This is a genomic window from Kibdelosporangium persicum, assembly GCF_013280595.1.
Lineage (GTDB): Bacteria > Actinomycetota > Actinomycetes > Mycobacteriales > Pseudonocardiaceae > Kibdelosporangium > Kibdelosporangium persicum.
The window spans coordinates 1-12,803 of sequence record NZ_JAAATY010000001.1; the positions used below are offsets into that span (position 1 = coordinate 1).

The 12,803-nt window shown below is 68.9% G+C and carries 11 protein-coding genes; 3 read left to right on the forward strand and 8 right to left on the reverse strand.

Annotated features, from left to right (window positions below; translation table 11 throughout):
• Positions 1 to 317: 317 nt before the first annotated feature.
• From GC106_RS00010 to GC106_RS48635, 3 genes are read right to left on the reverse strand one after another with little or no spacing between them, the layout of a single operon-like run.
• Positions 318 to 1,928: a dynamin family protein gene (locus tag GC106_RS00010; protein ID WP_173122992.1), complete on the reverse strand. Its 1,611-nt coding sequence runs from the start codon at positions 1,926 to 1,928 to the stop codon at positions 318 to 320.
• A complete protein-coding gene (locus GC106_RS00015; protein WP_173122994.1) occupies positions 1,925 to 3,766 on the reverse strand; it encodes a dynamin family protein in 1,842 nt (613 codons plus the stop codon). Before GC106_RS00015 ends, GC106_RS00010 begins: the two co-directional genes overlap by 4 nt.
• 5 nt (positions 3,767 to 3,771) lie before the next feature.
• A complete protein-coding gene (locus tag GC106_RS48635) occupies positions 3,772 to 5,340 on the reverse strand; it encodes an NlpC/P60 family protein (protein WP_173122996.1) in 1,569 nt (522 codons plus the stop codon).
• A gap of 136 nt (positions 5,341 to 5,476) precedes the next feature.
• On the opposite strand from GC106_RS48635, the gene GC106_RS00025 reads away from it, so the two are divergent.
• On the forward strand, positions 5,477 to 7,429 hold the full coding sequence (locus GC106_RS00025) for an ATP-binding protein (RefSeq protein WP_312872323.1): 1,953 nt from the start codon (positions 5,477 to 5,479) through the stop codon (positions 7,427 to 7,429).
• The gene (locus GC106_RS00030) at positions 7,413 to 8,177 is read left to right on the forward strand and encodes a Pvc16 family protein (RefSeq protein WP_173122998.1); all 765 of its coding nucleotides are present in this window, start codon (positions 7,413 to 7,415) and stop codon (positions 8,175 to 8,177) included. The genes GC106_RS00025 and GC106_RS00030 overlap by 17 nt, the downstream gene beginning before the upstream one ends.
• A gap of 362 nt (positions 8,178 to 8,539) precedes the next feature.
• Here the strand turns inward: GC106_RS00030 and GC106_RS00035 are convergent, their stop codons facing one another.
• The gene (locus GC106_RS00035; protein ID WP_173123000.1) at positions 8,540 to 9,208 is read right to left on the reverse strand and encodes a DJ-1/PfpI family protein; all 669 of its coding nucleotides are present in this window, start codon (positions 9,206 to 9,208) and stop codon (positions 8,540 to 8,542) included.
• A 143-nt stretch (positions 9,209 to 9,351) separates the two neighbouring features.
• Between GC106_RS00035 and GC106_RS00040 the strand changes: the two genes are divergently transcribed.
• Positions 9,352 to 10,173: an aldo/keto reductase gene (locus GC106_RS00040; RefSeq protein ID WP_312872324.1), complete on the forward strand. Its 822-nt coding sequence runs from the start codon at positions 9,352 to 9,354 to the stop codon at positions 10,171 to 10,173.
• A gap of 40 nt (positions 10,174 to 10,213) precedes the next feature.
• Here GC106_RS00040 and GC106_RS00045 read toward each other — a convergent pair whose 3' ends face one another.
• The 4 genes from GC106_RS00045 to GC106_RS00060 are packed head-to-tail and all read right to left on the reverse strand — an operon-like array spanning position 10,214 to position 12,796.
• Positions 10,214 to 10,960, reverse strand: coding sequence for a DUF427 domain-containing protein (locus tag GC106_RS00045; RefSeq protein ID WP_173123004.1), 747 nt, complete (start codon positions 10,958 to 10,960; stop codon positions 10,214 to 10,216).
• Positions 10,961 to 10,996: 36 nt separating this feature from the next.
• Positions 10,997 to 12,037 (reverse strand): zinc-dependent dehydrogenase, encoded by a 1,041-nt coding sequence (locus tag GC106_RS00050; protein ID WP_173123006.1) that lies wholly within the window; start codon positions 12,035 to 12,037, stop codon positions 10,997 to 10,999.
• The gene (locus tag GC106_RS00055; RefSeq protein ID WP_173123008.1) at positions 12,034 to 12,498 is read right to left on the reverse strand and encodes a PTS mannitol transporter subunit IIA; all 465 of its coding nucleotides are present in this window, start codon (positions 12,496 to 12,498) and stop codon (positions 12,034 to 12,036) included. Before GC106_RS00055 ends, GC106_RS00050 begins: the two co-directional genes overlap by 4 nt.
• Positions 12,488 to 12,796 (reverse strand): PTS lactose transporter subunit IIB, encoded by a 309-nt coding sequence (locus GC106_RS00060; protein ID WP_173123010.1) that lies wholly within the window; start codon positions 12,794 to 12,796, stop codon positions 12,488 to 12,490. Before GC106_RS00060 ends, GC106_RS00055 begins: the two co-directional genes overlap by 11 nt.
• Between the last annotated feature and the right edge of the window lie 7 nt (positions 12,797 to 12,803).

Here is a 12,803-nt window from a genome sequence, read left to right on the forward strand (position 1 = left end):
CCTGCGCCGCACCCTGATCACCGTGGCCGCCCAACTCACCCGCCAAGCACGCCGCACCACCCTGCGCCTGCCCACCCACTGGCCCCACCGCAACGCCTGGCTACTGCTGTTCGACCGGGCACACTCCCCACCCCCACTCCAGCATTGACCACCCACCAAGGCACCCCCGCCCCAACAACTCACAGTGGAAAAGCTGGGCAGACCAGCGGCTCCCGCACGCCCACGACAGAAACCACCGGCCCACCAACACAACCACCCACGACCAAGATCACCAACAAAACCCATCGGTGGATCTGGGTTAGAACACCGATAAACACTCACGAGGGGTGGGTGGGGCGTGGGAACGCGGTGGTCTTGTCATCCGGGGCCGGCTTGCGCAGGTTCTCGGTCTTGTCGACCGGGACAGGGCCGGGGCGGCGGGGCGGAACCGGTGCCCGGCCCCCGGACGGACCCTGCGGCGGCCGCTGGGGTGTGGCTCGGACGGCGGACGACAGGCCCTCACAGGTTCGTTGCAGCACCTGAGCCGCCCGGGTGAAGCTGGGATCGATCAACGGGTTCTGCGCCACCCGCCGCCAATGCCCGTGCATTCCGGTGATCGCGGCCTGGACGGTCTCCCAAGGCGCGTCCGGCCGCAGGTTCAGCCGGTCGGCCACCGAAGTGCCTTGCCCGCCGAGCAAGCGCTCCATGACCGCGATCTGCTCGGCCGGAGCTTGCACGGACCCGGTCCGCAGTTCGGTGAGCAACCGCAGTTCGGTGAGTTCGTGCGCGCCCGCCCGCAACCGCTCGACGGCCTGGCGCAGCCTCGGGGCGGCCGGGATCGGGTCGTTGCGCGTCACGGTCTCGATCGCCCGCAGGGCACCGTCGGCCTTCAGGACGTCCCGCCGTTGCGCGAACTGGGTCAGCAGCAGCCGCCTGAGTTCGTTGAGCCCACTGCGTTCCCGCAACACGTCGCACAGCTGGACGCGATCGACCTTGCCGGAACGCAGTGTCTCGAGGCTGAGCCGGATTCCGTACAGACCCAGCATCGCGAGCAGACGTTCGCGCGCCGCGATGTCCACAGTGACCGATCGGGTCGGGGCGGTGAACCGCACCGCTGAAAGCAGAAGCGGCATGGTCGCGCTTTCGCTGGCCGAGGCGATGCCGGCGAGATCGGCGAATTCCTTGTCGCTCATCGTCGCCGCGGTTTCGGCGAGGAGACCCGCGACGGGCAGCACGGTGTGCACGAGGCTTCGAATCCGGGAGTCGGCACGGTAACCCGCGGCGACCTTGCCCGCGTGGGCGATCGCGTCGTCGTCGCCACCGCCGATTTCGTCCGCACGGGACAGCACTCCGATGGCGTTGACGGGAGAACTGTCGGTGGCGTCGCCGTCGTTGAAGGCATCGAGGAAGTCGATGTCTGTCGAGTGCAGGTGCCGCATCAGGTACAGCACCGCGTCGACACTCGCCGTCTCGCCGAGGAAATCCTGCGTACGGCGGCCTGCCGACTCGGTGAGCGAACCCATTCCGGGTGTGTCCACCAGGGTCATCTGGCCGAGCCACTCGCTCGGCAGCGACACCTCGATCCGGTCGACGCCTTCGACGTCCAGCGTGCCGAGGTCCAGGGTGTAGCGGCTGCCGTCGTGGTCGATCGCCAGCCCCACCGGCCTGGTGCCCTGCGGGAAAGCGGTCGCGCGCGGCTGCGGGCCGCGGAAGTACCACGTGACGATCCGGGTGCACTCGCCCGCGTCGGTCGCGGCGATCCTCGTGCCCACCAGCGCGTTGAGCAAAGTGGACTTGCCGGCCTTGACGCGCCCGGCGATCGCCACCCGCAGCGGGCCGTCGAGGTGCCGGGCGACGTCGGTCAGGATCCGGCCGCCCTGTCTGCCCTGGTATGCCTGGACCGCGTCGTTCAGCAACGACCGGACCCGTGCGGCAAGCGAAACTGTCACGACCGGCCTTTCTGAGTCACCCGTTCCGCGCTGGCCAGCAGCGCCGACACCCGGTCGAGCTCGGCCTTCGCCGCCGCGCCCCTTGTCGCCGCGGCCTGCGCGTCGGCCTGGACCGCCCGCATCGCGGCCTCCTGCTCGTGCCTGGCCGCGGAGACCAGTTCCTGCGCCTGGTCGAGGTAGTAGTCACGGATCTTGCCGCGGCTGTGCCTGATCAGGTCGTACGCGGCCCGGTTGGCGTCCACTCGCGCCTGGTTCAGGTACACGGCGGACGCACGCAACGCCTCCGCGCGAGCCGCGTCGAGCTTGGTCGTCTTGTAGCTGCGGACCGCGCGCCACGCGAACACCGAACCCAGCGCGGCGGTGATCGGCAGGACGATCAGCAGGCTCGGCGCCAACGTGGTGACCAGCACTGTCGTGACGACCGAACTGGACAACGACCAGCCACGGGCGGCGTGCATGCCCACTTCGAGCTTGCCGCCCTTCTTGCTGGCCAGGCCCTCCAGCTTCAGATCGTGGCCGACGGACATGTCGGTGCCTCGGGAGACCGCGTCCACCTGGTCGGCCGTCGCGTCGAACAACGCCGCGATGTCGTCCGCGAGCTCGTTGATCTGGCGGATCAGCCGCGTGTGGACGTCGGTCATCTCCTCGTTGGTGCGTTTCTGCAGCCACGGCACGATCTCCGACCACTCCTTGGTCGGGTCGCCCTCCTTGATCCGCTTGGTGACCTCGTTCTCCAGCCTGCGTGTGCAGTCGGTCAGGTCGGCGTCCACGGCCGCCTGGATGTCGGCGAACCGGTCGGTGATCGTGTTGAGCCAGCGTGCCGATGGGCTGGACAGCGCCTTGGCACGCTCGCCGCTCGCCTCGACCTTGCGCATGGTCGCCTGGCGTTGCTCGGGTTTGGTCAGCGCCGCGTGCTCGGTCGCCAGGACGTCGGCGACCTGGCGCAGTGAGTTGCGGACGACACCGGCCGCCGCCAGCACGGACTTCGCCGCGTGGTCGGCCAGCAGCCGGGAACCCAGGCGCTCGACCAGGACCGGGAAGCCGCACTCGGCGTTCAGCGCCGGATCGCCCGTGTCCAACGCCAGTTCCCGCAGCACCGACGACACCGCGACGATCTCCGCGTCGATCCCGGCCGCCTTCAGGTGCTGCCGGTCCAGGTCGAGAATCCGTCGCCACTGCGGGTAGAAGTCGGTCTTGGTGAGCGCGACGATCAGGTTCGGGCAGACGTCGGCCGCGTGCTTGACGAAGTCGACCTCGGCCGCGGTGAGTTCCTGCGACGCGTCCGTCACGACGATCACGCCGTCCGCGAGAGCAAGCGCTCGCATGGTCGCCGAGGCCGCGGCAGCCGCGAACCCGCCGCCGAGACCCGGCGTGTCGACCAGCACGAGGCCGTCGGCCAGCAGCTCACGCTTCACCGTCGTTTCGATCGCCCGCAGCCGGGTTCCGTCGTCGGCCAGCCCGGTCCGGGCATAGTCGGCGGCCTTCCGGATGTCGATCTTGATGGGTGGCGGCAGCTGCGCCGCGTCCGCGGGGGCCTCGGGAACCAGGTAGGCGGCCGGTTTGTCACCGTGCTTGACCGATGTCGGCACGGCCGTGAACGCGACCGGATCCACTCCGCACACCGGCACCCCGAGCAAGCCGTTGATCAGCGCGCTCTTGCCCTTCTTGAACTCGCCCGCGACCAGCACGTGCCAGGCGCCGGTGGTCAGCTGGCGACGGCACTTGATCAGCTTCTCGGCCAGGTCGGGCCGTCCCGCCGAACGGGTCTCGGTGATCGCGGTGTCGATCAGTTCGAGCATCTCGGCGGTCTCGGCCGCGTTCCGCGTTGCTGTCGTCATACGCCTCAGTGCCCGGGTGTGGGGTCGTGACCGAAGTCGTGCTCAGGCAACGAGTGGTCCGCCGGGGCTACCCAGCCCTGCGCGAACTCGATCACGTCGACCTGGTTGTCGTCGTCGAGGTCGTCGTCGGCCGGCTGCTGCTGCGGCTGCGCGGGCGGCTCCACCGGCGGCTCCACCGGCGGTGGCGGTGGGGGTGGGGGAACCGGTGGCAACGGCGCGGGCGGCGGATCCGCGTTGGTCATCTCGTGGCTGATCGCCACCGTCGACGGATTGCGGTCCAGCGGCGCCGGATCGGTGTTGACGCGGTGGGTGAACGCGTCCGTCGGCGGGGGTGGTGGCGGAGGCGGCGGGACGTTGCCGATGCCCGCGCCCATCTCCGGCAGGTAGCCGGCGTACTGGAACCGTTTGGTGTTGGCCTCCCATGATCCGACGCCGTACTGGGTGCCCTTGGCCTCGATCGTCTTGCCGTTGCCGAGACTGATCGCCACGTGCGCGGCCGACGGCCTGCCGCCGGACATCGGGTCGGACGAGAAGCTGAACAGCAGCGCGCCCGGCGTTTTCAGTGCCTGCTCGACCGACATGGTGGTGCCGCTCTTGGCCAGGTCGCGGTACTGCAGCCACGAACCGTCCGGCACTTTCACGCCTGCCTGGGCCGCGGCCCATTCGACCAGTTCCGAGCAGTCGAACGTGCTCGGGTTGCGGTCGCCCATGCTGACCTCGTGCCCGAAGACGTACTTGTCGCCGGTCTGTGCCACGGCCGCGTTGAGGAACGCCTGCACCTTCGTACCGTCGCCCGCGGGCAGTTGTTGCTGGCCCATGGTCTGGCTCGTCGCCTGGGCCGTTGTCGCGGTTGTCGCCGACGTCGCTGGTTGCGCCGCCTGCATGGCGTCCTCGTCCAACGGGACACCGAACTGGAGCCCGGCCTGCTTCTCGGCCAACGCGTTCGGGTCCGTCACACCGTTCGTCAAGGTCTGCACGCCGTCCGGGCCCGCGGCCGGGTCGTCGTCGAGCGGAACGCCGAACTGGAGGCCTTGTTGTTGCTCGGCGGGCGCGTTGACGTCCCCCGCCGGGGTGGTCGTGGCCTGGCTGACGTTGACGTTGTCGCTTCCGCTGCCCGCGGAGGACTGCGTCGGCGCGACGCCTTGGCCGCCGCCGCGCGCGTCACCCGCGGACGTGTGGTCGCCGTACCCCGAGACACCGGTCCACATTCCCCGGTTCGGTCCGTCGCCGTATGCCTCGGCCGCCGCTTGGGCCTGCTCCTTGTACTTCAGGTACTTCGCGGCCGACCCCTTGTGCGTGGTCGTCCAGGGTGAGATGTCGTCGCCGCCCTTGGACACCTGGAACGCCGCCCTGGCGTTCTGCACCGGGTCGAACAGGTTGACGCTGGCGAAGTGCGGGTGGGCGGCCTGGTTGATCTGCCACAGGCCTTTGCTGTTCTCGCCGTGCGGGTTGTGGGCTCCGTCGTTGCCGCCGGATTCGGCCATGGCGATCGCGGTCATCGTCGCGGCGCGATCGGGGGAGAACCCGGCCTCGCGCGCGAACGCGTAGATCTGCTCCGCGGAATATCGCGCCATGCCGCCATTATGTTTGACTCCGGCGGCCGGTGGGTGGCATTTCGTGTGCCCAAAAGGGCACTGTTCGCGCAGGTGGGTGCCGCTTGGTGTTAGTTTCGGGCGCGACGGTGTCCTGCGGTGATTCCCGAGGGGTGAAGTGCACGACGATGGCCGGCCGCGATCCGCGCCGCCGTGGCAGGTGATGGCCGACACCCTGCTGCAGCGCGAGGCTTTGGTGTGCCGGCTGGGTGAGGGCCTGCTGCCGCACGACTTCGCGGGGCTCTACATCGGACACGAAGAGGTCGACCGGATCCTGGCCGAGCTGCCGGGTGCGTCCGGTCCCGCCGCGGTGAAGGTGGAGGCGCTGCTGCGTCAGCTGGAGCCCGAACTCGCCTTGGCGCGCAAGCAGTTCGAGGAGTCGCTGGCCTCCGGTTCGTCCACATTCGACTGTCTGGTGCGGACCGCGCGGCTGGACTCCCGTGACGCCCAGGCGCTCGCTGTGCTGCTTGCTGTGGAACGGTCGCCGCACCGGATGCGGCTCGTCGCGTACTTCCAGGACAACGTGCAACTGCCTCGTCTCACCGTGGCGAGCCTGAGCCGGATGCTCGATGCTCGTTGTGTCGCACCGGATGCGCCGTTGCGCCGGGCGGAGTTCGTCGAGATCGGCACGGACGGACCGTGGGCGACCAGGATGTGCTGGCCCGCGCCGCGCCTGACCTGGGCGATGGCCGGGGACGATTCGGCCGACTCGGCGTTGCCCGCCGGGGCGTGCCGGCTCGACGCCGTGGGTGCCGGTACTGGTGAGACGTCGATGCTGCTGGTCACGGGCGCGGACAGCGACAGCAGACTGGCGGCGGTACGGGACCGTTGGCCGGGCAAGGCTTTGCTCGTGTGCCCGATGCCTTCGTCGCCCGCCGAGTGGGCGGCGGTGGTCCGGGAGGCTGGTGTCGGCGACCGGGCGGTCGTGCTCGAACTGACCGAACCGCCCAGCCGGACCGCGGCCGACCGGATCGACCGGGCGGATCACCTGAGCTGGGCGCTCAGCTCGCCCAAGGAACTCGCGCTGGACGCCTTGCCGCGCCGTCCGTGGCAGGAGATCCGGCTGGACTCGGGCCTGGCGTCCGCGACGGACTGGGAACAAGCGCTTGGTGTGCCGCCGGACCCGTCCTTCCCGTTGTCCCGTGAGCAGCTGCGGCTCGTCACCGCCGCTTCGGCGGGTGACCCGGGGCAGGTCGCCGCCGGTGTCCGTCGCCTCGCGGGCGGTCACCTCGACGGCCTTTCGGTCCGCGTCCGCCCGCGCCGCACCATGTCGGATCTTGTGCTGCCCGCGGACCAGACCGCGCAGCTGCGTGAACTGATCGCACGGTACAAGCGGCGGACCGTGGTCTACCAGGACTGGGGATTCTCGCCGCTGCCGTCGACCGGTGTGGTGGCGTTGTTCTCCGGCCCGTCCGGTACCGGCAAGACGCTGGCGGCGGAGATCGTCGCCGGCGAGCTCGGCCTCGACATGTACAAAGTGGACCTGTCGGCCGTGGTCAGCAAGTACATCGGCGAGACCGAGAAGAACCTGGAACGGATCTTCGGCGCGGCCGCCGCGGGCGACCTGGTGTTGTTCTTCGACGAAGCGGACTCGTTGTTCGGCAAGCGCTCCGAGGTCAGCGACGCGCACGACCGGTACGCCAACATCGAGGTCGCCTACCTGTTGCAGCGGCTGGAATCCTATGACGGCCTGGTCGTGATGGCCACGAACCTGCAGCGCAACATCGACGACGCGTTCCTGCGCCGGATCTCGGTGTCGATCGACTTCGAGGCACCGGACGAACCGCAGCGCAAGCAGATCTGGCGGCAGGCGTTCCCGCCCGGCGCGCCCGTCGACGACCTGGACTTCGACTTTCTGGCCAGGCAGTTCCGGATCACCGGCGGCATCATCCGCAACGCCGCGCTGGGCGCCGGCTTCCTGGCCGCGGACGAGAACGCCCCGGTGACCATGGAACGTGTCGCGCTCGCGCTGAAGCGGGAGTTCCAGAAGATGGGCAGGCTGCGCACCGAGTCCGAGTTCGACCGTTACTTCAACCTCGTGAATGGAACCGGCCATGCTGAACCTGCTTGACGAGTCCCTCGAGGAGTTTCTGCGAGCGGTCGTGCCCCTGCCCAAACGCGAGATCGACATCTCGTTCGACGCGCCGGACAAGGACTGGTCGGCCCGGGTCTCCCGGCCGACGATCAACCTGTACCTGTGGGACGTGCGCCGCAACGTGACCGAACGCGAGTACGGTCTGGAAACCGTGCACGACGAGAACGGCCGTCCGCACCGCCGTCCCCCACTGCCCAGAGTGGACTGCCGCTACCTGGTGACGGCGTGGACGTCGGACATGCGCGACGAGCACTCCTTGCTCGGCGCGACTCTGACGGCGTTGTTGATGCACACCGAGATCGAGGCGGAATACCTGCAAGCGCCTTACGACGCCGTGACTCCGGTACCGAGCGTCACGATCGCCAGCGGCGGCGAACGGGACAACTCCGACTTCTGGTCGGCGCTGGGCGGCCAGCTCAAGCCGGGCCTGGACGTGACCGTGACGGCCACAGTGGACAGTGCGCTGCTGGTCGCGGCCGGCCCGCCCGTGCACCGTTTCTCGATCATCACGTCCAACGCGGGCGAGGCGTCGGAGGAACGCATGTTCGTCGCCGGTCAGACCGACGCGGGAACGCTCGTGTCCACGCCCCACGGCGCGGTGGAAACCGACGAGGAGGGCAAGTTCCTGGTGCCCGCCGAAGTCGGCGACAAGGTCTCGGTGAACGGAAAGAACCGGGGCGAAGTACCGCCGACCGGCCCGATCGAGTTCAAACGCCGCCGCTGACCCGCGTGTCCACCGTTCCAGCACCACGACATGCCCGTTCCGGCACGGTGAGATGCGCGTTCCGGCACGGTGAGATGCGCGTTCCGGCACCGTGAGATGCCCGTTCCGGCACGGTGAGATGCGCGTTCCGGCACCGTGAGATTCCCGTCCGCGGACCGACCGGGAATGTCACCGTGCTGGAACGGTCGACACGGGGTGCCGGAACGGTCGACACGGGGTGCCGGAACGGTGGACACGGGGTGCCGGAACGGTGGACACGGGGTGCCGGAACGGTGGACACGGGGTGGCGGAACGGTGGACACGGGGTGGCGGAACGGTGGACACGGGGTGGCGGAACGGTGGACACGGGGTGGTCGCCGGGCTCACCAGGAGGCTGACGTCACCGGTGGTTTCTGGGCGTCCGCCGCCAGCTTGGCCCGGACCTCTTCCAGCAGTTCGGGCGTGACCTTGCTGGGATGGCCCGCGTCGTACGGCGGCTGGGGGTCGTACTCGATCTCCACCTGGGCACGTTTGGCCTGGTCCGGGCCGTGGATTTCGCCGATCAGCCACAGTGCCAGATCGATGCCCGCGGACACCCCGGCCGCGGTGGCGATCTTGCCGGAGCGCACGATTCGCTTGTCCGGCTGCGGGATCGCGCCCATCGAGCCCAGGATCTCCTGGCACACCCAGTGTGTCGTGGCCGGAACGCCTGCCAGCAGCCCGGCCGCCGCCAGGATCAGGGCGCCGGAGCACACGGAGGTCGTCCACGTCGTCGTCGGGTGGACCGCGCGCAGCCAGGAGACCAACGCCTCGTCGTTCATCGCGGCCACGGTCCCGTTCGATCCGCCGGGGACGAGGACGATGTCGGGCGACGGCGTGTCGTCGAACGAATGCGACGCCCCGAGCGCCAGAACGCCACTGTCCGTGACGACCGGTCCGGTCTTGGCGGCCACGAACCGGACCTCGGACTGCGGCATGGAGCGCAGCAGCTCGTACGGACCGATCGCGTCTAGAGCCGTCATTCCTGGGTAAACAACAAATGCGATCTGCATAGGTCGACCGTATCGCCGCCGAACGGACCTTTTCGGACATGTCGGCCACAGTTGCGGTCACGAGCACGGCCCGTGGCGATGAGGTAAGATGCGAGGCGTCTGCAAATATTGCTTACGCCGGTAGTCATGCGGAAAGGAACATCGTGCCGGACATCCCGACCATCAAGCTCAACAACGGCGTAGCCATGCCGCAGCTCGGCTTCGGCGTCTTCCAGGTACCCGAGGCGGAGACGTTCGACGCGGTCACCGCCGCCCTCGAAGCCGGTTACCGCAGCATCGACACCGCGGCCGCGTACGGCAACGAGGAAGGGGTCGGCAAGGCGATCGCCGGCTTCCCGCGCGAACAGCTGTTCATCACGACCAAACTGTGGAACACCGACCAGGGCTACGACGAGACGCTGCGTGCGTTCGACAAGAGCATGTCGTTGCTCGGCCTGGACTACCTGGACCTGTACCTGATCCACTGGCCCGCGCCCGCCAAGGCCCGCTACGTCGACACGTGGAAGGCGTTCATCCGGTTGGCCGACGAAGGCCGGATCAGCGCCATCGGCGTGTCCAACTTCCAGCCCGCGCACCTCGAGCGGATCATCAACGAGACCGGCCGGGTGCCCGCGGTGAACCAGATCGAGCTGCACCCGTACCTGCAGCAGGCCGAGTTGCGCCAGGTGCACGCCAAGCTCGGCATCGCGACCGAGGCGTGGAGCCCGCTCGCCCAGGGCGGTGACCTGCTGACGCACCCGACGATCGTGACGATCGCCAAGCGCGTCGGCCGCACGCCCGCTCAGGTCGTCCTGCGGTGGCACCTGCGGCTCGGCAACGTGGTCATCCCGAAGTCGGTCACGCCGAAGCGGATCGCCGAGAACATCGACGTCTTCGGTTTCGACCTGTCCGATTCGGACCTGACCGAGCTCGCCGCGCTGGACAAGGGCCACCGCATCGGCCCGGACCCGGACAGTTTCGGATGAGCCGGCGCGGGCAGGGTGACCGCCCTGCCCGCGACATCCGTCAGGAGAAGGGGGTCTTCGGCCGCGGCTGCCGCACGCCGTCCACGAAGATGTCCACCTTCTCGTTGTAGAACGCCACCATGCCGGTGATCTTCTGGCTTTCCGGCAGGGGAGTGTCGTAGTACCACACGACATCCTCGTGCAGCGTGTCCCCGAGGCGGACCGAGTAGTACGACGCCTCACCCTTGTACGGGCACGCCGTGCGGGTCGGGCTGGGCTCCAGGAGATCCATCCGCACAGCGGTTTTCGGCAGGTAGTACCGAGTGGGCAGGCTCGTTTCGAACAGCATCCGGGCGTTCGCCGACTCCGCCACGGTCACGCCGTCGATCTCCACGCGCACGTGCCGTGAGCTGCCGAGGATGTCCACGCGCTTGTACGGGTCACGCGGGTGGACGTAGATCTCCTCGTCCTCCTCGAACCACGCGTCCATCGCGGCGAAGTCGAACCGGACCAGGTCCCGCAGTTCCTCGATGGGCGAGTCGGCGTGCACCCGGGCCGCGTCCACCGCTTCCTTGCCGCCGGATCTGACCGTGTACAGGGTCGCGTCGCCGCGGCTGGGGGAGTGGTCGGTGTTGCCCGAGGCGATCAGCTCGGCCCGCACGTCCGACCGCGGGATGTAGTACGCGGGATAGTAGGGAACCTCCCACACGTACACCGGCGCCAGTGTGTCGGCGGCCAGCGCACCACCGAGGTAGACCCGGACACGGCGGGTGCCCGGCTCGAGCTTGACTCGTCCACGAGCGTTCATGTCCAGGTCAACCCCGGTGGCGGCCGGCTGATTCCGCTACGGCTCGATCGTGACCTTGATGGCCTCGCCGGTGCTGACCGTGTGGATCGCGTCGAGCACGCCGTCCAGCGGCATCCGGTGGGTGATCAGGTCGTCGACCGGCACCGCGCCGGACGCGATCAGCTCCAGCGCCCGCTTGTTGTGGTCCGGGCTGGAACCGTTGGCGCCCACGATGGTGAGCTCGCGGTAGTGCACGAGGTTCGAGTCGCACGCGATGATCGGGTTGTCCTTCGGCAGCCCGCCGAAGAAGCTGATCCGCCCGCGCCGGGCGGCCATCTTCAGGCCGTCCTCCTGCGCCTTGCCCGCGGCCGCGGCCGTGATCACCACGTCGACGCCGCGGCCGTCGGTCAGCCGCAGCACCTCCTCGACCGGGTCGACGTCCGCGGCGCAGATCGCCGCGTCCGGCTTGACCAGCGCCGCGGCCATCTCCAGCCGCTGCTTGGACAACTCGACCAGGTACACGGCCTCCGCGCCGCGAGCACGGGCGAGCCGGACGTGCAGGCAGCCGATCGGGCCGGCGCCGACCACCACGACCGTGTCGCCCTCGCCGACGCGGGCCAGCTCCTGTCCGTTGAGGACACACGCGAACGGTTCCGCCACGGATGCTTCCGCGTAGGACAACCCGTCCGGAATCCGGTTCACACCGTCCACTTTGAGCACGGCATGCGGGATGATCATGTACTCGGCGAAGCCGCCGTCGTAGTGATAGCCCATCGAGCGCTGGTTCGGGCAGATGGTCAGCCAGCCGCGCCGGCAGTCCGGGCACTCGCCGCACGGGATCGCGGCGATCACCTGCACCCGGTCGCCCGGCCGCCATCCGTCCACAGTGGAGCCTGCCTCGACGATCTCGCCCGCGATCTCGTGCCCGATCACCCGCGGCGGATCGATGTGGTGGTGCCCGTGCCGGAAGATCTTCAGGTCCGTCCCGCACGTGGAACAGTTGTGCACCTTGATCTTCAGCTCGTCCGGGCCCGCGGACGGCTCGGGCGCCTCCTCGATGCGGATGTCTCCTGGCGCGTAGAAGCGCGCGACCTTCACGGCTGGTCCCTCTCCTCGTCGATCGACTGCAGCAGGTTCAGCACCGTCCCGGCGTCCGTCGCCTGCCGCAACTGTGCGGCCTTCTCACCGTCCATCAGCACCTGCGCCAGCGCGGACAGGATGCCGACCTGCTCGGATCCGTTCGCCGCGATACCGACACACAGGTTGACGGTGTTGCCCGGGCCCCATTCCACGCCGTCGGGGAACTGCAGCACTACGAGCGTCGTGCGTTTCACGTACTGACGTGACTGGTCGGTGCCATGCGGGATCGCGACGTTCTCGCCGATGTACGTCGACAACGACTCCTCGCGTTCGTGCATGGCGGCCAGGTAGTCCGCCTCGACCGCACCGAGCTCGAGCAGGACGCGACCGCACTGGTCGATCGCGTCCGCCCGGCTGGCGGCGGTCCGGCCGAGGCGGATTCCCTCGGCGGTGAGCAGCGAGGTCCGCTCAGTCGGCAAGCGACCCACCGTCCCGGATCGCGGCCTCGACCTTGTCGAACACCGGGTCGCCCAGGAAGCTCTGGAAACCGAGCACGACCGTCTCGCCCGTGCTCTTGCGTGCCCTGGCCAGCAGAGTCATCTGGCACAGCACGAGATCCGCGTCCTCGGGGATGTCGTTGACCGGCGTGTGGGTGACCGAGACCGAGTACGGCTTGAGCCGCTTGGCCAGCTGGGACGCCACCATCACACTGCTGCCCATGCCCGCGTCACAGGCGATGACGACCTTCTTGATCGCGGACCCTTCGATGCTGCTCATGTCAGGC